This is a genomic window from Pseudomonas sp. AL03 (assembly GCF_029960815.1).
Taxonomy (GTDB): Bacteria; Pseudomonadota; Gammaproteobacteria; order Pseudomonadales; family Pseudomonadaceae; genus Aquipseudomonas.
The window spans coordinates 40281-61994 of sequence record NZ_JASBRE010000015.1; the positions used below are offsets into that span (position 1 = coordinate 40281).

The window sequence follows — 21714 nt, forward strand, 5'->3', positions numbered from 1 at the left end:
ACAGACGACTTGCTGTCCTGCTCAAGGCCGGTCAGGTCACGTAGGCTTATTCCCCGCAGTAGAGGGGTTCATCCAGAGGACACTGGAAATGACACAGGCAATTGCATCGCCCATCGTTCACGACCTGATCGGCGTCGGCTTCGGCCCTTCGAACCTGGCGCTGGCCATCGCTCTGCAGGAGCGCGGGCCGAGTCAGGGCGAGCTGGATGTTCTGTTTCTCGACAAGCAGGCCGACTACCGCTGGCACGGCAACACCCTGGTGACCCAGAGCGAGTTGCAGATTTCCTTCCTCAAGGACCTGGTGACCCTGCGCAATCCGACCAGCCCTTACTCGTTCGTTAACTACCTCAAGCACCACGGCCGTCTGGTGGACTTCATCAACCTCGGCACCTTCTATCCGTGCCGTATGGAGTACAACGACTACCTGCGCTGGGTCGCCGGGCAATTCACCGAGCAAAGCCGTTACGGCGAAGAAGTGCTGACCATCGAGCCGGTGCTGCACAACCAGCAGGTCGAAGCACTGCGGGTGATCTCGCGCGATTCCCAAGGTCAACAGCACGTTCGCACCACCCGTTCGGTGGTGGTCAGCGCTGGCGGCACACCGCGCATTCCCGAAGCGTTCAAGGCACTCAAGGGTGACAGTCGCGTCTTCCATCACTCCCAGTACCTGGCGCAGATGGCCAAGCAGGCGTGCGTGAACAATCAGCCGATGAGCATCGCGATCATCGGCGGTGGGCAGAGCGCGGCGGAAGCCTTTATCGATCTGAACGACAGCTTCCCTTCGGTACAGGTGGACATGATCTTGCGCGGCTCGGCTCTGAAGCCGGCGGACGACAGCCCGTTCGTCAACGAAGTGTTCTCGCCGGAGTTCACTGACCTGGTGTTCCAGCAGGCGAACAGCGAGCGCGAGCGACTGGTCAACGAGTACCACAACACCAACTATTCGGTGGTGGACATCGACTTGATCGAACGCATCTACGGCATCTTCTATCGTCAGAAAGTGTCGGGCATCGCGCGCCATGCGTTCCGCACCCTGACCACGATCGAAAAAGCCACCGCCACCGAGCGCGGTATCGAGTTGGCAGTACGCAACAACGCCACGGGTGAAGTCACGGTCCGTCATTACGACGCCGTGGTGTTGGCCACCGGGTACGAGCGCCAGATGCACCGCAAACTGCTGGCGCCGCTGGAGCAATACCTGGGTGATTTCGAAGTCGATCGCAACTACAAACTGATCACTGACGAGCGCTGCAAGGCTGGCATTTATATGCAGGGCTTCTGCCAGGCCAGCCACGGCTTGAGCGACACCTTGCTGTCGATCCTGCCGATCCGCGCCGATGAGATTGCCGGCTCTTTGTATGACCATGGCAAAAACCGTGGACACAGCCGTTCGGTGGTGGATTTGTTGCTAGCCACCGCGAGCTGACTCCACACCTTGATCGTTCCCACGCTCTGCGTGGGAATGCCTCAACGGACGCTCCGCGTTCGGCTTTGAATGGGACGCGGAGCGTCCCGGGCTGCATTCCCACGCGGAGCGTGGGAACGATCTGCGCAGCAATCCTGAACCCTTCCTGAAGAACCTCGCGATTCCCCCATCCCACGCCTTTGCATCGTTTACTCTCCAGAAATCGGGGCGTAAGCTTCGTGCGTTTTCAATCAATAGCGGAGACCCACAGTGGGTACTTGTTCGAGTGACAGTAGTCGGCCGGTTTCGATAACCGGCACCTTCCCGGCAAGATAACGCGCCACTTTTCGTGCCGTTGTCTCGCCGAAAAGCGAGCAGCGGCATCCCGAACGCGGCCAGTCCTGGCCCGATTCCCGACGTCCTCTCATCGACGCTGAACCGTGCGTGATGTTCGACTTTTTCGTCGTCATCGCGGCGTATCGACACGCCTGCTCGAAGGTTTCCCGGCCGACCCTTGGGGAACTACCATGAACCTGACCCTGCTCAAAGAATTCTTCGCCGGATTCCTGCGCACCCGCCACATCGCCCGACACTTCCGTCGACTGGCGCTGCTGGAAAACTTCACCGCCACCACGGTCAGCCGCGAGGTGCCGCCCTCCCTGGCGCAAACCCTGGTAAGCGCCGCCAACAGCGACACCGGCCAACTGCTGGACAAACTCGGCAGCCACACCGATGGCTTGAGCGAGCTCGAAGCCGATGCACTGCGCGCGCAATACGGCCTCAACGAAGTCGAGCACGAACAGGCTCTGCCGTGGTGGACTCACCTGTGGCACTGCTACAAAAACCCGTTCAACCTGCTGCTGACATTGCTCGCGGTGATCTCCTGGCTGACCGAGGACATGAAAGCCGCCATCGTGATTTTTTCCATGGTGGTGCTCTCGACCTTGCTGCGCTTCTGGCAGGAAACCAAATCCAACCAGGCCGCCGATGCCCTCAAGGCAATGGTGAGCAACACCGCCACGGTGTTGCGTCGGGACGCGGCACGTACCGAGTTGCCAATCAAACGGTTAGTACCGGGCGATCTGATCGTATTGTCGGCCGGCGACATGATCCCCGCCGATTGCCGGGTGCTCGGCGCCAAGGACTTGTTCGTCAGCCAGGCCGCGATGACCGGCGAATCGATGCCGGTGGAAAAATTTCCCCGTCAACAGGACAGCGACACCCGCAACCCGCTTGACCTCGACAACATTCTGTTCATGGGCACCAACGTGGTGTCCGGCACGGCCATGGCGGTGATTCTCACCACCGGCAACAACACCTATTTCGGTGCCCTGGCCCAGCGGGTCGGCGCTACGGATCGCGCACTCACCTCATTCCAGACCGGCGTCAACAAAGTCAGCTGGTTGCTGATCCGCTTTATGTTCGTCATGGCGCCGCTGGTGATGTTCATCAATGGCTTCACCAAGGGTGACTGAACCGAAGCGCTGCTGTTCGCGCTGTCGATTGCCGTGGGCCTGACCCCGGAAATGCTGCCGATGATCGTCACCTCGACCCTGGCCAAGGGCGCGGTGTTCCTGTCGCGCAAAAAAGTCATCGTCAAACGCCTCGACGCGATCCAGAACTTCGGCGCCATGGACGTGCTCTGCACCGACAAGACCGGCACGCTGACTCAGGGCAAGATCTTCCTGGCGCGCAATGTCGATGTCTGGGGCAACGACTCCGATGACGTGCTGGAAATGGCCTACCTCAACAGCTACTACCAGACCGGCCTGAAAAACCTGCTGGACGTGGCAGTACTCGAACACGTGGAACTCCACCGTGAACTGAAAGTCGGCACGGCGTTTTGCAAGGTCGACGTGATCCCGTTCGACTTCACTCGCCGACGGATGTCGGTGGTGGTCGCCGAGCGAGATCATTCGCCCTTGCTGATCTGCAAGGGCGCGGTGGAAGAAGTGCTGGCAGTCTCCACGCGAACAGGCGCTGACCTCAAAGAAAGCACCGGGCCAGCCCTCAAAGCGCTGGCCGCCCACGGCGTCGCGGTGAAAGTGCTGACCGGCGACAACGAACGGGTGACCGCGAAGATTTGCCGCGAAGTCGGCCTGGAGCAGCAAGGTCTGCTGATGGGCAACGACATCGAGCGCATGAGCGACGCCGAACTGGCGGTGGCGGTGGCGGTGGAGTCCACCAATGTCTTCGCCAAACTGACGCCGTCGCACAAGGAACGCATCGTGCGTCTGCTCAAGGGCAACGGTCATGTCGTCGGCTTCATGGGCGACGGCATCAACGACGCGCCAGCGCTGCGCACCGCTGATATCGGTATTTCGGTGGACAGCGCGGTGGACATCGCCAAGGAAGCGGCGGACATCATCCTGCTGGAAAAAAGCCTGATGGTGCTGGAGGATGGCGTGTTGGAAGGGCGCCGGACCTTTGCCACATGCTCAAGTACATCAAAATGACCGCCAGTTCGAACTTCGGCAATGTGTTTTCGGTGCTGGTGGCCAGCGCGTTCATTCCGTTCCTGCCGATGCTGCCGTTGCATCTGCTGGTGCAGAACCTGCTTTATGACATTTCGCAGATCGCCATCCCGTTCGATAACGTCGATGAAGAAATGCTCAGCAAACCCCAGCGCTGGCAACCGGCGGATGTCGGGCGTTTCATGCTGTTCTTCGGACCGATCAGCTCGATCTTCGACATCAGCACATTTGCCCTGATGTGGTACGTGTTCGACGCCAATACCCCGGATCACCAGACCCTGTTCCAGTCCGGCTGGTTCGTAGTCGGGCTGCTGACCCAGACCCTGATCGTGCACATGATCCGCACGCCAAAGATTCCGTTCCTGCGAAGCCGCGCGGCGATGCCACTGATGGTAATGACCGTGATCATTATGGCCGTGGGTATCTTCCTGCCGATGGGACCACTGGCGCACTACTTCAAACCGCAGGCGCTGCCGTCGCTGTACTTTGTGTTTTTGCCAGTGATTTTGCTGGCGTACATGGCACTGACCCACGCGGTGAAAGGCTTCTACATTCGCCGGTTTGGTTGGCAGTAAAGGGTGCTCATTTAGGAAAGGTCCTACAGAAAACGCGACAGGTCTTCCGTAGCCTTGCGCCCTCATAAATCCGACACCTTCTGGGGGCCCCTGTTGTCGAACAAAGCCATACGTATCCTGATCGCCGACGAGCTGCATTTTCACCGCATGAAGGTTGAGCGGTTGTTCAATCAACTCGACTACTACCGGATAGCGCCGGTGCACAGCCTGGGAGAGCTATTGGCCCTGGTCGAATACGGTTGCGAGCCAGTTGATCTGGTCGTCATCAATGCATCGCTGGCGGGTGGAGCGTTGAACCTGCTCGATTTCTTCCTCGATAACCAACAGGTTCATCACGCTTTGATCTACGACGGCCAGCAGGCGCAGTTGCCGCCCATTCCTGCCTGCGATCAACAGACCGTTCAGGTGAGCCATGCGACGTTGCCTGATTTGCCGTCCATCCAGCGGCTGATGGCGATCATCGATCCTCGTCTCCCGTTCGTCGGCACTGTCATTTCTGTCAGGTAGTTGCGTCCGGATTTTCATGCAAAAGTCTTTGCGCAGCCGGTGCGTTTAACCGGGCCGGGCTCATGGGCATTGAGTTCTCAATCGTCGTGTTTTTTGCACAGGAAGTTGACATGAAGTCAGTGCCGTCAGTACTGGTTGGAGACGATCATCCGGTGGTCCGTGCCGCGGTCAAAATGGTATTGAAAGAAGAAGGCTTCAAACAAATATACGAAGCGTCCAGCGGTAACGAGGTTTTATCGATTGTCCGGGAGCATTCACCCGATCTGGTGGTGCTGGATCTGGTGATGCCCGGTGGCGACGGGCTGGATGTGCTGGCGCGGATCCACGCCAGTCAGGTGCCGTGCCGAGTGCTGGTCTTCACGTCGCAGGAGCCTATGTTTTATCAGGATCGGTGCATGCGCGCCGGTGCCGCGGCCTATGTCGCCAAGACCAACACGTTGCAGCATTTGCACAAAGCGGTTCACGCCGTGATGGCCGGTTATACCTATTTCGCCCAGCTTCCCTGTGCGTCGGTGTCGCTGAACACGTTGCAACTCAGTGAAAAACAGATGATCGACACACTCTCCGACCGCGAACTGGCCATCTTTCAGCATCTGGCCCGAGGCATGAGCAACAAGGTAATCGCCGACATCATGCACCTGAGCCACAAGACCGTCAGTACCTACAAGACCCGTTTGATTGAAAAACTCAACGTGGAAGCGTCGGTGCACCTGAGGGATTTTGCCAAGCGTAATCATCTGATCTGAGTGAGCCTGATCATGCGTAATTGTTTGTGGGCTCTGTTGCTGTTCTGTGTACCGGGAGCACCGGTTGCGGAAGCTGACGAGCCACAGCTTTTGCATTTGCTGGGACGTTCCTCGGTGGAGGGCTATCAGGTCCAACTGAATCAAAAGGACTGGCAGTGGCTGCGCGACAAGCGAGTCTTGCGCCTCGGGGTGTCGGGGCCGGATTATCCGCCGTTTGAGATCACGCGCAATGTTGATGAACTGGAAGGCATCACCGCAGACTATGCCGCGCTGGTGGCGCAACTGCTGCACGTCAAAATCGAAGTGCTTCGTTACCGCACACGCGAAGCGGCCATGAATGCGCTCAAACACGATGATCTGGACCTGCTCGGCACGTCCAACAACTTCGAGGCGGCCGATCCCGAGCTGACCCGTTCCAGTGCTTATGCTGAAGATCAGCCCATTCTGGTGAGCCGAGTGGACGAGCAAATGCCCGTCGATCTGGCGGGTAAACGCATCACCATGGTCGATGACTATCTGCCGTCGCAGACCGTCGAAGCCTTCTATCCCGAGGCCAGCCTGCAACGTTATGCCTCGGTGGTCGATGCGCTTGGGGCGGTGGCGTATGGGCAGGATGACGTGTACCTCGGTGACCTCATCAGCGCCAATTACCTGATCAACTACAACAACCTCAATAACGTTCACCTGGTGGGGCCGTCCGGCCTCGACGCTAACCCGTTCGGTTTCGCATTGGCTGGGGGCAATGTGCGTTTGAAAAGCATTGTCGACAAGGCCCTGACGGCGATCCCCATGGATCAACGCTCGGCCATCGAGCATCGCTGGAGCGTGGGCAAGGCCAAAATGATGGGTCAGCAGCGCGTGAGTCTGAGCGCGAGTGAAAAGCGCTGGCTGGATCAGCACCCGACGGTGAATGTCGGCGTGGTCGAGAATTTTGCGCCGCTGACGTTTTACGACGCCGAAGGGCGATTCAGCGGGTTGACGGCGCAACTGCTGACGCTGATCAGCCAGCGCAGCGGCTTGAACTTCAACGTGCTGCGGGGGCATTCCCTGGACCAGCAAATCCAGCAACTCAAGGCTGGCGAGATCGACGTGTTGCCCGCCCTCATCCCTACGACCGAAGGCGTCGCCGAGCTGCGTTTTACCAGCCCCTACGTGACGAATCCGTACACGCTGGTCAGTGCAATCAGCCCCGGTAGCCCAAGGACGCTGGACGATCTGGCAGGGAAACGCCTGGCGATTTACCACAGCCATCCGATGCGCTCGTTCATTCAGGCAAAGGCGCCGGATGTGCGGATGGTGGATGTCGAAAACCCGGCCCAAGGTCTGGAGTTGGTCATGAAGGGGCAAGCCGATGCCGCGCTCAGTTCGTTGTTCATGACCCGTTACCTGATTGCCCGGTATTACCGCGAGCGTCTGCGGATCAGCAGCACCGTGGGCGATGAACCGGCGCGCATTGCCCTGGCCATCGGTCGTGATGCGCCGCAGTTGCAGTCGATTCTAAACAAGGCGTTGCTGAGCATTTCGCCCCAGGAGATGGACGAACTGGTCGCCCGTTGGAGCAATGATGTGGTGGTGGATGACAGCTATTGGCTGCGTCATCGCGAAGGGATTTTCCAGGCATTTGCTGCGGCCGGCGCCTTGTTGTTGCTCGCACTTGCCTGGATTGCCTGGCAGCGTCGGCAGATCCGTCAGCGCCAACAACTGCTCGGGCAATTGCGAGACGCCAAGAACGCTGCCGATGATGCCAATCGCGCCAAAACCACATTTTTGGCGACCATGAGCCATGAAATCCGAACGCCGATGAATGCCCTGATCGGCATGCTCGAATTGGCGCTGAAGCAAGCGGAGGAGGGCGTCACTGACCGTTCTGCCATTGAAGTGGCGTCCGAAGCCGCGCAGCAATTGCTGGCGTTGATCGGCGACATCCTGGACATCGCCCGCATTGAATCCGGGCATTTGTCGTTGACCCCTGCGCGAGCGAATCTGCGGACACTCGTGGCGTCGGTGTGCCAGGTGTTCGAAGGCCTGGCACGGCAGAAGAATGTGCAGTGGCGAGTGGAATTGGGTGAGCACTGCGACCGTGACGTGTTGGTCGACCCCACGCGCCTCAAGCAGGTGCTGTCCAATCTGCTGAGCAATGCGATCAAGTTCACCCGTGAAGGTGAGGTGAGCCTGACGCTGCAAGTGGACCCGGGTTTGCCGGGGCATCTGGCAGTCAGTGTGCGCATTGAGGACAGCGGCATCGGGATCAGTCTGGTCGATCAACAGCGATTGTTCAGCCCGTTCGTGCAGGCCGGCAGCAGCCAGCAGTCCGGCCGTAACGGGTCCGGCCTGGGGCTGGTCATCAGCCGTTCTCTGTGCGAAATGATGGGCGGCCGATTGCAGCTCGTCAGCGTCCTCGGACTGGGGACGCAGATTGAAGTCAGCCTTGATCTGATCGCGTTGCAACCGTTGTTGCCCCGCGAGTGGGTGGATAGCGGTTTGCAGGTGCTGACCCGGCCGCTGACGATTCTGGTGGTCGACGATTACCCGGCCAATCGATTGTTGCTCTCACGCCAGCTGAGCTATCTGGGGCATCGTGTGCTGGAGGTGGAGAACGGCGAGCGCGGTCTTGCGCAGTGGCGCGAACATGAGCTCGATTTAGTCGTCACCGACTGCAATATGCCAGTGGTCAGCGGTTATGAGCTGGCAGGTGCGATACGCGATGAAGAGCGTGCCCATGGATTGCCGCCGACGCTGATTCTGGGATTTACCGCCAATGCACAACCTGAAGAGAAGGTCCGCTGCCTGGAGGCGGGCATGGATGACTGCCTGTTCAAACCGATTCGGCTGGCGGATTTGCGTGCCTGGTTGGCGTCCCGATTTGTGAGTGAGCCGCCAGCGCCGGTTGAAGAGCAATCAACGTCCGAGATCGACTTGACCGGCCTGGAGCTATACGTCGGTGACGACCGGACGCTGATCAATCAATTGTTGCGCGAACTGGCCGTGACCAACCTCTACGATCGCGATGATCTGCTTGCAGCGCACGTCAGTGGCAATTGTCACCGTCTGCAAGACCTGGCGCACCGCATCAAAGGTGGTGCGCGCATGGTCCGTGCAGAACGTTTGATCGAGTGCTGCGAACATCTGGAGCGTGCCTGCGCCGAGGGGCGCGCGACGTTGATCGACGAGGCCGTCGATCAATTGCAGCACGCCATGTCACGCCTTGATCAGAGCCTCAAGAGAGACTGACGCTTAATCCCAGTGTGGCGCGATGCGTTTGGTCGACGAAGGAATCACTCCGAGTGTTTTGGCTTCTAGCAGGGCGCCCATGAGCGCCTCGACCGGCACTTGATCTTCCGGGGACGGCCAGTGGATCAGGGTCAAGTCCAGGTAGTCGGTTTGCAGCTTTTGCAGGCTTTTTTTGAGGCTGTCGATCAGTCGATCCCTGGCGAAGTTGGCGACCCAGATCTTGCTGGTGATGAACAGACCGTCGAACATCTACTGACTCAGTGGGCGGCGACTCGTAAACAGCTTCTATCCGGTATCTACCGGCCCAGTCCGGTAAGCCGCGTGGTCATTCCCAAACCCGACGGTGGTCAGCGCGAGTTGGGAATTCCGACGGTCATCGACCGTTTGATCCAACAAGCGTTGCTGCAAGTCTTGCAGCCATTACTCGATCCGACTTTCAGTGAACACAGCTACGGCTTTCGCCCGGGACGCTGCGCGCAGGACGCCGTTCTGGCGGCTCAGCGCCATGTGTCTTGTGGGCGCAGAGTGGTGGTGGATGTTGATCTGGAGAAGTTCTTCGACCGGGTCGATCACGACATCTTGATGGATCGTTTGCGCAAGCGGATTACGGATCAGGCGGTTATCCGGCTGATTCGGGCGTATCTGGATGCGGGAACGCTGATCAATGGCGTGGCCGAGAAAAGCCGCTGCGGGGCGCCGCAAGGCGGCCCGGTGTCGCCGTTGCTGGCGAATGTGCTGCTGGACGAAGTGGATCGGGAGCTTGAACGTCGAGGACAAGGCGCGCAAGCAGTTCAAGCAACGGATACGCGAACTCACCCGTCGCTCAGGTGGCCGCAGTCTGCGACAAGTCGTCGAAAATCTACGCCCTTATCTCTTGGGCTGGAAAACTTACTTTGGGTTGTCACAAACACCGAAAATCTGGCGAGAGCTGGACGAATGGATACGACACCGACTGCGAGCGATCCCGCTTAAGCAGTGGCGGCGTGGACCGACGATCTACCGCGAACTGAGGGTGCTGGGAGCCAGCAGTCAAACGGCCCGGAAAGTGGCGGCCAACTCGAATAGCGGGTGGCGTAACAGCCGATTTGAGCGGAATCGAGTGTTGGATGTGGCATGGTTCGACAGGCTGGGACTGGTGCGACTCTCATAACCTCAATCTCTCGAACCGCCCGGTGCGGACCCGCATGCCGGGTGGTGTGGCAGGGGAGTGGCCTATGAAGGCCGCCCCCTATGCCGATTTTTTCAAAGCTATAACTCCACAAGCGAAATGTGTGCGATCTTCCGCTCATTGGCCTTCGCTGGAGTTGCTTGATGCTGTCACTGCTCACCGATCACCCTTTGCTCTGCGCGATGGCTTTGATCGTTATCGATCTTGGGCTGTGGCGTCTGCTCAGTGCCAATGGCAGCCACTGGAAACTGTTTGTGCGGCTGGTGATTTTCTCGTTGTTCAGTGTCCTGCTGTTCAACGAGGGCATGAACCCCATGGAGCCGGCGCCCTGGGCCGACAACGTCCCGGTGCACCTGGCGGCCACCGGTTTGCAGATCGGCTGGTGGCTGTTCGGCGCACGAACCCTGACGGTGCTGATCGGCGCGGTGATGACGCAACGGGTCGGGCACACCGGGCGCTTGCTGCAGGATTTGCTCGGCGCGGTGATTTTCCTGATTGCGATCATCGCCGCCCTGGCGTATGTACTCGATCTGCCGGTCAAGGGCGTGCTGGCGACCTCTGGTGCGTTGGCGATCATTGTCGGCCTGGCCTTGCAAAGTACCCTCAGCGACGTGTTCTCAGGGATCGTCCTGAACACCACCAAACCCTATCAACTGGATGACTGGATCTCCATCGACGGCACCGAAGGTCGAGTCACCGATATCGACTGGCGCGCGACGCGCCTGCAAACGGCCCAGGGCAGCATGGCGGTGATCCCCAACTCCCTGGCGGCCAAGGCCAAGATCATCAACTTCAGCCGGCCCAGTGATATTTTCGGCGTATCCATCAGCTTGCAACTGAGCCCGCACGCTCGTCCGCAAACGGTGATCGACGCGCTGGAACGGGCGATGCAAGGATGCCGCTATCTGTTGAACAAACCGGCGCCGAGCGTAGCGTTGAAGGGCACCAGCGCCACCGGCGTGGAATACGAAATCAGCGGTTTCGTGGTCTCAATGGACCAGAAACGCATGGTTCGTAATCTGCTGTTCGACCTGGCGTTCCGGCACTTGCAGGCCAGTGGTGTCAGCCTGTTGTCGAACGACGAACCGAATGCACCGGCCAACCTGTCACGGCCACGGGCATTGCTGGACGCGTCGAACATTTTCTCGACCCTGCGTCAGGAAGAGAAAGAAACCTTCAGCCAGAACATGACACTGCAAACCTTCCGCGCCGGTGAAATGATCCTGTCGGCGGGGGAGGTCAGCGATCATTTGTTCATCATTGAATCCGGCGTCGTATCGGTGGAGCTGAGCCGAGGCGGGGTCAAGTTCGAAACCGGGCGCATGGGGCCGGGAGAGGTGATCGGCGAGGGCGGGATTTTGTCGGATACGGCGTTGCCGGCGGACTTCAGCGCCAAGACGGTCTGCAGCGTGTACCGGATCGAGAGGGAATACCTCCAACCGTGCCTGGATGCGCGGCATGACATCGGCGAAGCGATGAAGGCGTTGCTGGATTTCCGCTTGAACAAGGCCCAGAGGTTGACTCAAGAAGCGCCTAAGGTTGTGCAGAAGAAGGGGTTTTTGCAGTGGCTGCGCAAGCGAGCGTAGGGGTTCGAAGGTCACGGGCGCCCAACGGGGCAGGCGATCAACAGCAAGGCTAGATAAGCCAGGGTTTGTCGACGCGTCAGCGGTTTTTTGTGCACCGACTGCTGCGCTGCGATCCGGGTGCGGTCATGTCCGTGAATCTGGGAGAGCAGAAAGGCTTCACCCGCCTGTTCCGGCATTTCCCACAACAAGGACTCCAGGTGCCAACGCGCTTCGGAATTCGGTGTAGTGGCCGGTGGCAACGGCATTTCGGATGAGGACGACATGGCGTTGCGCAAAAAAAACTTTTTTATTTTTTGTGTTTTTTGCGATATCAAACGTCAATTTTGCAGCGTCATTGCTAAATTAAAAAATAATACTGTTTTCTGGTAGTTTCTCAATCTCAGAAATATTTGCCGTATTGAAACCTAGGTGCGCACATTCTCTGAGGAAGTCTTCTGAATCCGAAATTATTGATAACTCCCCCTGACCAAAGAGCGTCGATATTATTTTTGATGTTGGCATAAAATCCTCCTCTTCTTTCCAATGAGCGGCAAGAGAGTTCTTGTCGCTCATTGGTATTATTTACTTCCCCGTGTGAGCCCAAGCCAGAGGTGCCCAACCAAAATTATCCGGGCCAGAAGTGATTCGGTTGAGTTTTTCTTTGATGATGTTTTTCTTTTTCATCTGATCTTCCTTGTTCATTTTGTTGGTTTGTACTCCCTGAAATGCTTGGGAGTGGACTAATTAATACAGGGTTTTTGATGTGTTAAATAATTTGTTAGGAGTTTTTTAGAATTAATTTACTGTTGGAGTCCTCGTAAAGCTCTATAGGTTATTTGTGTAGGGCGTATCTGTAATATTGTTCTGAAAATTTAATATTTTCCTTTTTTTTGGTTGTGGCTGATGACCTGATGTCGTTAGGTTTATTTATGGGTTTTGTTTTTTGAAAGCAAATGTTCAACTGTTAATAGAGGGTTATATAGTGCATGCATCAAAGAAATGCCTGACAGATACGTCTGTCCATCAAGCTCTACTACTGGTTGATCTTACCGAGGCAAGCGCACCCGATCACGCCGTCCGACTATTGCTAAATGAAGTTCTTCAGGAGCTTGCTGAAAAAGGCTGGCCCCAAGCGCAACTTCAGACCGGACCACGAATTGTGTCCGCTGAAGAAAATTACGGTTTGCTGGGTTATGACCCAGCAGAAGTCACTCTTGGAAGTGAACACACCCGTTGGGTCGATGAGTGTTCCCTTTTGCGTACACAAACCACCAGTCAAATTCCGGCGGCACTTCAGCGTGCAGCTCATGTGCGGCAACCGGGGGAAACGATATTGCTGGCCGCGCCAGGTATCACTTTTCGTCGAGATAGTCGGGATCGTTGGCATTGCGCAGAACCACATCAAATGGATATCTGGGTGCTGGGTGATCCGGAACTGTCGACGCATGACCACGTGTTGCGTCTGGTCAGCGATATCCTCAAATCAGCCGTTCCTGACAAGCGTTGGGTCTACAGCGATAGTCCGCATCACTACACGGAGGGCGGAATAGAAGTGAATGTGTTGAATGACGGCGCTGCGGTCGAGGTGCTGGAGTGCGGTCGTATTGCTACGTCTTTGTTAGAGCGCTTGAAGATTGATCCGCAGTGTCATGGAGGGCTGGCGCTCGGGATGGGGTTGGATCGACTGACCATGCTGCGCAAGGGGATTCCGGATATTCGCTTGCTGCGTGATCAGAACGTACGAGTACAGGCGCAGATGCATGATTTGAATCCCTGGAGCGCTGTATCACGTTTGCCTTCGATTGCTCGTGATATTTCGTTGGCGGTAACGCCAGGGTTAAGCGAGGAAGTGTTGACCGAGAGGATGTTACAAGCTGCTGGCGACAACTCTGACTGGATCGAGGAGATGCAGGTCAAGGGACGTTGGGGATTCTCGGATTTACCTGTGCAGGCAATTGAACGCCTCGGACTGCTGCCGGGCCAGGAAAATGTGCTTCTGCGCGTTGTACTGCGTGATTGTTCGCGATCAATCACTACCCACGAGGCGAACGCCTTGTATGCGAACATTCAGTCGGCGTTGCATGAAGGCGCGCCGGGGGCGGGTTACAGAATGGATCTTCCAAAGGTTTGAAAGCGCCATTGTCGAATTGCCCAAGTAATCAATGAGACCGCGTAACTGCCGTTTGAAGCGGGTCATCAGTGATGACTGGTTGGAAAATCCATCGGGCATCCAGCATAGAACTGACACAAACGGAAATCGGAGACGGTCATTTCGGAAACCTCCCACACCCAGAGTTTGAGCTTCCCGGTAGGGTCAACGGCCCCGGTACCCTGCCGGGACACCCCAAGGAAGAACGAACCATGACCAGAAAGGCCGTTATCGTTTTCAGCGGCGGACAAGACTCAACCACCTGCTTGATCCATGCATTGCCGATGTACGATGAAATTCATTGCATTACGTTTGATTATGGCCAGCGCCATCGTGCGGAAATCGAAGTGGCGCAACAGCTTTCGAAACAGCTTGGTGTGAAGGTACACAAAGTAATAGACGCTTCATTGTTGAGCGAACTGGCCATTAGTAGTTTGACGCGCGACCACATTCCAATTGCAAGAAGTACGGGGAGCGGTGTGCCTGATACGTTCGTGCCAGGCAGGAATATTTTGTTTTTAACGTTGGCTTCTATTTATGCCTATCAAGTGGGCGCTGAGGCTGTCATCACAGGCGTTTGTGAAACAGAGAGTTCTGGCTACCCGGATTGTGGTGATGAGTTTGTCAAGGTGTTGAACAGCGCCATTCACTTGGGCATGGGTTATAAGATTCGAATCGAGACGCCGCTTATGCGGCTTAATAAAGCTGAGACTTGGGCTTTGGCTGATTACCATAAGCAGTTGGATTTGATTCGTTACCACACATTGACTTGCTATAACGGAGTAATGGGAAGTGGGTGCGGCGACTGCGATGCATGTGTTCTTCGTGCGAAAGGATTAAATGAATTTCTGGAAAGCAGAGCAGAAATCACAAGTAGTCTAAAAATTCAATTAGGTTTGTGAAATGAAACTTGCTAATCAGGGTGGAGCTATTAACTGCTAGCTCCCCTTGGTTTTATGGTGTTTGGATGCGAGCGGTGTACCTTTTAAACAATGACCTCGCCCCGTAGGCAGGTAGAATATTAAAAAAAGCAAAACACATTTTTATAGCTATCTGAACATAGGCTATATGTAGTATTTCGCTGTTTTGCATGGTTCCATAAAACGCAATAAAGCAAAAAAGGAAGCTGTCGATTATCACTGCGAAGAATGTACTAAAAAAGACTCGCAGAAAAATAAGTCTGGAGTTTGTAAGCTCTTTTATATTACATAGCAAATAAGAGTTTACGTACTCGGAAAAAAGAAAAGAGACGGAAGACGCCACTAATACGGATGAAACATGGCTGATGAGTTCGCCATAAGAAGTATCAAGCTTCCAGCTAGGCAGTCCTGGAAGATAGCTAGTGGCGTTTAATAGAGCAAAAATAAAAGCGTTACTTAAGAATGCGAACAATATAGCTTTTCTTGCAAGCCTGAATCCATAAAATTCGTTCAATAAGTCGACTATTAAAAATGTCAATGGATACAGGAAGACACCTGGGGTGACAATGACGCTAAATTGCTCTAGATAAAACAATTTTGCCGTGGCGAAGTTTGTAAAGATGTACAGCGTAAAAAGTATTAGATTTAATACAACAAAAATAATCCACGCTCCTTCGTGACGATCATTTACTTCGTATGCGGTCGGTGCGGTTCCGCGAGAATAGAACTTCCGATACACGCTTTTTATTTCTGCTTTGTTTAAATTATCCAGTATCTCGCTTTTTAATAGCGAGCTCAGCGTTATTTTTATAACTTTTCCAGTGGAGAGAATCATGATTATTGCTAGGTTTTTATCGTTTTCAAATCCCAATAATTTATATTTACTGTTCTCGATCGCGTCTTTGTTAATCATTAAACCTTTCCTCAATGATTTCCCCTACTACACAGAAAACATCAGAAGTAAGAGCGCGATCATTGGCTATAAATAATTTTCTTGTGGTCTTGTTGTATATTAATTTTTCTCTATCGCTGTTCAAATGTCCCTTGTTTATTATTAACAGGTCTCCAGGTTCATTGGTCCCACTGATTTCGCTCTCAAGAAGCACGCCGATTAAATTGCACGCAGCACCGAAATAGTATGTCAAGGGATGAAGTGTCGCTAGCTCACCGATTCTTTTGTCCAAACTCTGAATAAGCAGGCTTTCTTTGATTATGGGGACTGCGGCTGGATTCATGTTTCCGTGAAGGGAAATACTACTTTCGATTATCTCTTTCTCCTCAAAATCTATGCTTTCTATTTCTTTATAGGATACTCCGAAAAAATCAGAAATCTTGCGAATTGTGGACTGTTGAACATTTACAACTTTACCCTCCAAAATGTTGTATATCGTAGTTCTGGTTAAACCAATTGAGTTGCATAGTGATAGTTGTGTTTCTCCGCGACTTTTTATCAGATACTTAATATTGTTTTTCAAGTTTTCTGTTTTTTCTTTCTGTGCATTAAATATCACCGTTTGTTTATTGCTAGAGAAAATTTCCCCGATACAGCTGAGTAACGATGGTGGTGTTGTTTTCAGAGAGCCCTACATCCTGAATGCTTGAATTATGTGCAAAATAATGCCGTAAGCACGTTGGCAAACGTTAGATAATGTGTCGCGGTGGGGGCGTAGGGGCATATCACCGAAATTTCTTACAGAAATGAGGAAGTAATGGTTGTTTCGTGTGCGGCACAGTTTGCCGGGGGATATATCGTCTATTTTTTTGTAGCTATCGAGTCTTGCTAAATGTACAAATATTAACCATTTATAATCATTTTTTTGCACAGATGTTCACTTGTTTGATTAACAAAGTTAAATTTATTATTAATGTTTTTACCTCTCTAATAACACGCGTACAGTAAGCATCCTTGTCCCGGCTGGCAGTGTGGGACTTGCATTTTTTAACTTTGCAAGGAGCTCTGTTATGAAAAAATCCACCATCCAATCCGCGGAATCACCAAACGATTCCCCCAACAACACCGTCGATTCATCCAATCCCGCCAAAGTCACCGAACAACTCGTCAGCGTGCCCCTGCGCACTCACACACGTCCCGAATCTGCCAACTATTTCTTCGCCGTCGTTCCGGATGTCGACACGGAATCCCTGCTCTGTCACGCCTCTGAAACCCTCGCCTCCCTGAGTGTCATGGCCTCCGATCTCGCCCGTGAACTGGAAGGCCCTCGTCGCCATGTCATTGTGGGTATTCAGCAACTGTCCGCGCTGGGCGAATTGCTGGTCAATCGAGCGCTGGACAACCTGGAGCCGCCCCGGGGATCGTCTGAAGGTCGTCCAACTGCCAACGCTGAATAATCGTGTGCCTTTTCCCAATGGAGGTTTTTCATCATGGATCGATACATGCCTATCACTGGCATCGACTGCAACATCCCATCATTGCTGATCGACACTGAAGCACCACTGGACGTGTTGCATGAAACCGCGGCCTACCGCATTCGTACCGCAACGCAACTGCTGGAGAGCATTGCGTTTGGCGAGGGTGTCCACAGTGAGCTGGCGCGGGTGTTGGTGACTTCACTGCGCGATGGCTGTGATTTGATGGATGTCGTCGGACGACGACTGCAGGTGCACGTTTCAACGTAGAAAAAGGGCGCCTTTCGGCGTATTGCCGATCAGTTAAGCCGTAAGACGATCTGTAGCAGAGATCGTGTTACGGGTTAACTGATCGGCTCCGACGGCTGGCTACTGTAAGGGCTTCAAAAAAGATGATTATTTGTTATTAATAAAATCAATGAGTTACGCATTTTTTTGAAGGATCAGCACCGTAGACTTTTCAGATTTACTGATAAAAACATATGAAACTTTCGAAATAAATGAACCGCTCGGGCCGGGTCTGTTTCCATCCCGAGGATCACTTGTTCGCCCCATTTTCGCCGGCCACGTAGACCGGGCTGCGGACCACGGCGAGGGGGCCGTTCCAGGTTTTCAGTTCACCGTCGACGAGGTATTCGCGTTGCTCGGTCTTCGCGTCGAGGCGGTATTTTTCCGGGATGTCGCGAGCGTGAGAGAACAGGTTGCCAAGGATGTTTTGGGTGATGCGGATAAGGGTGTTATCGCCACTGCCGTGAGGTCAAGGCGTGCGAGCAGGGCTTTTCTCGAGATGATGGTTAGTGGCTACAGTTCGGTCTTGTTGCTGCCTTGGGCTCGGCGTAGGATGCGCGCCCTGATCAGCATGGCTGAATCGTTTTACCCGGACTCGACACGGATTGTTATGACTCACCCCACCCGTTTTTTTTCACCGCTGCTCATTCTTACGATAGTGACGATCCCGGTTATTGCCGATGCAAGTCCCGATCGCGCCGATTTGCTGGGGGTTTACCGTCAGGCGGTCGAGCACGATGCTCAGCTTTCTGCGGCGCGCCATGATTACCAGGCCCGGCGCGAAAGTGTTCCGCAAGCCCAGGCCGGGTTACTGCCAACGCTCAACGCCGGCAGCACGGTGGAGTCAGTGCGTCTGCAACGTGATGAGCCGGGTCTGACACGCACTCGCAGCACCGCGGTATTTCAGGCCAACCTCAACCAGCCGCTGTTTCGTGCCGATCGCTGGTTTCAACTCGAAGCGGCGCATGCCAGTGTCTCGCAGGCCGAACTTGAATTGGGTGCCAAGGAACAGGGACTGGTCCTGACCACGGCCCAGGCCTATTTCGAAACCTTGCGTGCGCTGGATTTGCTGGCTGCCTCCAAAGCGGAGGAAGCCGCGCTCAAGCGCCAACAGCAACAGGCCCAAGCGCGTCTGGAAAATGGTGCGTCGAGCATCACCGATGTACTCGACGCCCAGGCCGCCTACGACAACGCCAATGCCAATCGCAAACTCGCCGAACGCAAGGTCGACGATGCATATGAAGGGCTGTCCCGTTTGACCAGTCAGGACTATTCGGCGATCGAGGGCATTCAACATCAACTGCCCGTGGAGCTTCCGGTCCCCAACGATGCCAACGAATGGGTCAGCCGCGCGGTACGTCAGAACCTTGCATTGCAGGCCAGCAGCTACGCGGTGATTGCTGCCGAGCAAACCAATCGCCAGCGCAAGGCCGGCTATGCACCGACCGTCGATGCGGTGGCGTCCTGGCGCAAGGGCGAAAACGACAGCTTCGGTTATAGCAACCCCACCGACTTCGGGCGTAACGGCTATCGAGGAAATGTCGCGCAAGGCAGCATCGGCCTGGAGCTGAACATTCCGTTGTACGCCGGTGGCATGACTCGCTCGCAAGTGCGCGAAGCGACCGAACGGCTGGCCCAGAGCGAAGATGAGCGAGAAGACCGGCGCCGCGAGGTGGTGCAGAACACCCGCAACTTCTACCGCGCCGTCAATTCCGATATCGAGCAGGTGATTGCCCGCCGACAGACGATTCGCTCCGGCCAGGCTTCGGTCAATGCCAATCAGGTGGGTCGTGATCTGGGCTCGCGTAATACCGCTGATGTGCTCAATGCCCAGCGCCAGCTGTATAGCGCTGTACGTGAATACAACAACGCTCGTTACGACTACATCATCGACACGCTCAAACTCAAGCAAGCAGCCGGAACGTTGAGCCCCACCGACCTGACCGATCTGGCGATGTACCTGACAAAGGACTACGACGCGGATCGGGATTTTCTGCCGCCTCAGGAGCGCAAGGCGCTCTGATCATCGATTCATACGCCTGAGTGAAATAAATCTCAGGCGATGATGTCGTATTGATACTAATTGTTTCGGGTTTGATATAACCTCTTGAAAGATTTATGAATTTATTGCCGCTATGCGGCACGCATGGAAGCTTATGAGTGATCAAGGAAGGGGCGCCGAGTCGCCCACGCCAGACACCGGTCTCGTGTGTCTGGTGATGCTGGCCCGGTTTCATTCGGTGGTGGCATCCGCCGAGCAACTGGCTCACGAATTCGCTCCGGCGAATCAGCCATTCACGCAACGTGAACTGCTGCTCGCCGCACGCAAGCTGGGACTCAAGGCCAAATCGGTCAACACCACCATCCCCCGTCTGGACCGTACGCCAATGCCTGCGATTGCGGCCGATGGCGACGGGACGTTTTTCATCATTGCCAAGCTGGACCAAGGGAAGGCGCTGATTCAGGACCCGCGATCGGAGCGTCCTGAAGTCATCACCTTCGAGGCCCTGGCGGCGCGCTGGACCGGTGAACTGCTGCTGGTGCGTTCCGAGGCCGGGTTGCCGGGTGAAACCTCGCGGTTCGACTTCACCTGGTTCATTCCCGCCATCGTCAAATACCGCAAGCTGTTGGGCGAAGTGCTGCTGGTGTCCTTTGCCTTGCAGCTGTTTGCGTTGGTGACGCCGTTGTTTTTCCAGGTGGTCATGGACAAAGTGCTGGTGCATCACGGTCTGACCACCCTCGATGTCATCGCAGCAGGGTTGTTGGGCATCATGGTGTTCGAGTCCGCCTTGAGCGGTCTGCGCAGCTACGTGTTTGCCCATACAGCGAGCCGTATCGACGTGGAGCTGGGTTCGCGATTGTTCCGACATTTGATCAACCTGCCACTGGCGTACTTTCAGGCGCGGCGGGTTGGTGATTCGGTCGCCCGAGTGCGTGAACTGGAGAACATTCGCAGCTTCCTCACCGGCAACGCCATCACCTTGTTGCTGGACGTACTGTTCTCCGTGGTGTTCGTCCTGGTGATGTTTTATTACAGCGGTTGGCTGACTCTGATCGTGCTGCTGTCGTTGCCGTTGTACGTGTTGGTCTCGTTGCTCATCACGCCACTGTTGCGTGCCCGGTTGCAGGACAGTTTCACCCGTGGCGCGGAGAACCAGGCGTTTCTGGTTGAGACCGTGAACGGTATCGATACCGTGAAATCCATGGCCGTCGAGCCTCAGGCCATCCGTAAGTGGGATAACCAGATGGCGGCTTATGTCGCTGCCGGTTTCAAGACCCAGACCTTGTCCACCATTGCCAACGAAAGTGTGTCGTTGATCGGCAAACTGGTCACGGTAGCGACTCTCTGGCTGGGGGCTCGATTGGTGATTGACGGTCAGCTGTCGGTGGGCGAGCTGATTGCCTTCAACATGCTCGCCGGTCGCGTCAGCGGCCCGATCATGCGCCTGGCGCAGTTGTGGACCAGCTTCCAGCAAACCGGGGTTTCGGTGCAGCGTCTGGGCGACATTCTCAACACCCGCACCGAGCTGTCCCAGGCCACTCGTAGTGCGTTGCCGCCACTGAGGGGGCAGATCGAGTTCGACCAGGTGCATTTCCGTTATCGTGCCGACGGCTCGGAAGTCTTGCGCGGGGTCAGTCTGCAGATCGCGGCCGGTGAGGTCATTGGTGTCGTGGGGCGTTCCGGCTCCGGCAAAAGCACTCTGACGCGACTGCTTCAGCGCCTGTACGTGCCCGAGCGCGGACGGGTGCTGGTCGATGGCATGGACCTGGCGCTGGCCGACGTTTCCTCCCTGCGCCGGCAGATCGGCGTGGTGTTGCAGGACAACATGCTGTTCAACCGCAGCATCCGCGAAAACATCGCCCTGAGCGATCCGGGCGCACCGCTCGAAGCGGTGATGCATGCCGCCACCATGGCTGGCGCTCATGAATTCATTCTGGAGCTGCCCGAGGGCTACGACACCATGGTCGGCGAGCACGGCACCTCGCTCTCCGGCGGTCAGCGGCAACGGGTCGCCATCGCTCGCGCCTTGATCGGCAACCCGCGGATTCTGATCTTCGATGAGGCCACCAGCGCCCTGGACTACGAGTCCGAGCGGATCATCCAGCAGAACATGCAAAGCATCTGCGCCGGCCGCACGGTGATCATCATCGCCCACCGATTGTCGGCGGTTCGCGATGCCAATCGCATTCTGGTGGTCGATCGCGGGCAAATCGTCGAGCAGGGCAGCCATGCCGAATTGCTCACGCATCAGGCCGGCCACTATTCGCGTCTGCACCGTATGCAACAGGGCTGAGCAGCCCTTCACTCACTCGTCATT

The 21714-nt window shown here is 55.6% G+C and carries 15 protein-coding genes and 4 pseudogenes; 13 read left to right on the forward strand and 6 right to left on the reverse strand.

What is annotated here, in order from left to right; translation table 11 throughout:
* The first annotated feature begins 88 nt into the window (after positions 1 to 88).
* The 5 genes and pseudogenes from QK293_RS15870 to QK293_RS15890 all read left to right on the forward strand — a co-directional run bounded on the left by QK293_RS15870 (position 89) and on the right by QK293_RS15890 (position 8938).
* Positions 89 to 1426 carry a SidA/IucD/PvdA family monooxygenase gene (locus QK293_RS15870; protein WP_282378537.1) on the forward strand — a complete coding sequence of 446 codons (1338 nt, stop codon included), beginning with the start codon at positions 89 to 91 and terminating at the stop codon, positions 1424 to 1426.
* A gap of 506 nt (positions 1427 to 1932) precedes the next feature.
* A pseudogene (mgtA, locus tag QK293_RS15875) lies at positions 1933 to 4454 on the forward strand (magnesium-translocating P-type ATPase).
* A 93-nt stretch (positions 4455 to 4547) separates the two neighbouring features.
* The gene (locus QK293_RS15880) at positions 4548 to 4961 is read left to right on the forward strand and encodes a response regulator (RefSeq protein WP_282378540.1); all 414 of its coding nucleotides are present in this window, start codon (positions 4548 to 4550) and stop codon (positions 4959 to 4961) included.
* Between the two features lie 119 nt (positions 4962 to 5080).
* Positions 5081 to 5707 carry a response regulator transcription factor gene (locus QK293_RS15885; protein ID WP_282378734.1) on the forward strand — a complete coding sequence of 209 codons (627 nt, stop codon included), beginning with the start codon at positions 5081 to 5083 and terminating at the stop codon, positions 5705 to 5707.
* A 12-nt stretch (positions 5708 to 5719) separates the two neighbouring features.
* The gene (locus tag QK293_RS15890) at positions 5720 to 8938 is read left to right on the forward strand and encodes a transporter substrate-binding domain-containing protein (protein ID WP_282378542.1); all 3219 of its coding nucleotides are present in this window, start codon (positions 5720 to 5722) and stop codon (positions 8936 to 8938) included.
* 45 nt (positions 8939 to 8983) lie between these two features.
* Here QK293_RS15890 and QK293_RS15895 read toward each other — a convergent pair.
* Positions 8984 to 9175: pseudogene (locus QK293_RS15895) on the reverse strand (aldo/keto reductase); the annotation flags it as partial.
* Between QK293_RS15895 and QK293_RS15900 the strand changes: the two are divergent.
* A pseudogene (locus QK293_RS15900) lies at positions 9170 to 10088 on the forward strand (reverse transcriptase domain-containing protein); the annotation flags it as partial. The pseudogenes QK293_RS15895 and QK293_RS15900 overlap by 6 nt on opposite strands.
* 161 nt (positions 10089 to 10249) lie before the next feature.
* Positions 10250 to 11692, forward strand: a complete 1443-nt coding sequence (locus QK293_RS15905) for a mechanosensitive ion channel family protein (RefSeq protein WP_282378544.1) — start codon at positions 10250 to 10252, stop codon at positions 11690 to 11692.
* 11 nt (positions 11693 to 11703) lie between these two features.
* Here QK293_RS15905 and QK293_RS15910 read toward each other — a convergent pair whose 3' ends face one another.
* The gene (locus QK293_RS15910; protein WP_282378546.1) at positions 11704 to 11955 is read right to left on the reverse strand and encodes a hypothetical protein; all 252 of its coding nucleotides are present in this window, start codon (positions 11953 to 11955) and stop codon (positions 11704 to 11706) included.
* A gap of 79 nt (positions 11956 to 12034) precedes the next feature.
* Positions 12035 to 12244 (reverse strand): hypothetical protein, encoded by a 210-nt coding sequence (locus QK293_RS15915; protein ID WP_282378549.1) that lies wholly within the window; start codon positions 12242 to 12244, stop codon positions 12035 to 12037.
* Between the two features lie 409 nt (positions 12245 to 12653).
* Between QK293_RS15915 and QK293_RS15920 the strand changes: the two genes are divergently transcribed.
* Both QK293_RS15920 and queC read left to right on the forward strand, forming a co-directional pair.
* Positions 12654 to 13802 carry a hypothetical protein gene (locus QK293_RS15920; protein ID WP_282378737.1) on the forward strand — a complete coding sequence of 383 codons (1149 nt, stop codon included), beginning with the start codon at positions 12654 to 12656 and terminating at the stop codon, positions 13800 to 13802.
* 230 nt (positions 13803 to 14032) lie between these two features.
* Positions 14033 to 14722 (forward strand): 7-cyano-7-deazaguanine synthase QueC, encoded by a 690-nt coding sequence (queC, locus tag QK293_RS15925; RefSeq protein WP_282378739.1) that lies wholly within the window; start codon positions 14033 to 14035, stop codon positions 14720 to 14722.
* Between the two features lie 52 nt (positions 14723 to 14774).
* Here queC and QK293_RS15930 read toward each other — a convergent pair whose 3' ends face one another.
* Together QK293_RS15930 and QK293_RS15935 are read right to left on the reverse strand one after the other, a co-directional pair.
* The gene (locus tag QK293_RS15930; protein WP_282378551.1) at positions 14775 to 15653 is read right to left on the reverse strand and encodes a queuosine precursor transporter; all 879 of its coding nucleotides are present in this window, start codon (positions 15651 to 15653) and stop codon (positions 14775 to 14777) included.
* Positions 15646 to 16215: a helix-turn-helix domain-containing protein gene (locus tag QK293_RS15935; RefSeq protein ID WP_282378553.1), complete on the reverse strand. Its 570-nt coding sequence runs from the start codon at positions 16213 to 16215 to the stop codon at positions 15646 to 15648. Before QK293_RS15935 ends, QK293_RS15930 begins: the two co-directional genes overlap by 8 nt.
* Before the next feature lie 487 nt (positions 16216 to 16702).
* On the opposite strand from QK293_RS15935, the gene QK293_RS15940 reads away from it, so the two are divergent.
* Both QK293_RS15940 and QK293_RS15945 read left to right on the forward strand, forming a co-directional pair.
* Positions 16703 to 17089 (forward strand): DUF6124 family protein, encoded by a 387-nt coding sequence (locus tag QK293_RS15940; RefSeq protein WP_282378556.1) that lies wholly within the window; start codon positions 16703 to 16705, stop codon positions 17087 to 17089.
* A gap of 33 nt (positions 17090 to 17122) precedes the next feature.
* Positions 17123 to 17377: a hypothetical protein gene (locus QK293_RS15945; RefSeq protein ID WP_282378559.1), complete on the forward strand. Its 255-nt coding sequence runs from the start codon at positions 17123 to 17125 to the stop codon at positions 17375 to 17377.
* Positions 17378 to 17637: 260 nt separating this feature from the next.
* Here QK293_RS15945 and QK293_RS15950 read toward each other — a convergent pair.
* Positions 17638 to 17831 (reverse strand): annotated as a pseudogene (locus QK293_RS15950) (NADP-dependent glyceraldehyde-3-phosphate dehydrogenase); the annotation flags it as partial.
* Between the two features lie 174 nt (positions 17832 to 18005).
* On the opposite strand from QK293_RS15950, the gene QK293_RS15955 reads away from it, so the two are divergent.
* Positions 18006 to 19418, forward strand: coding sequence for a TolC family outer membrane protein (locus tag QK293_RS15955; protein WP_282378561.1), 1413 nt, complete (start codon positions 18006 to 18008; stop codon positions 19416 to 19418).
* A gap of 133 nt (positions 19419 to 19551) precedes the next feature.
* Positions 19552 to 21690 carry a type I secretion system permease/ATPase gene (locus tag QK293_RS15960; RefSeq protein WP_129437111.1) on the forward strand — a complete coding sequence of 713 codons (2139 nt, stop codon included), beginning with the start codon at positions 19552 to 19554 and terminating at the stop codon, positions 21688 to 21690.
* Positions 21691 to 21714: the final 24 nt, after the last annotated feature.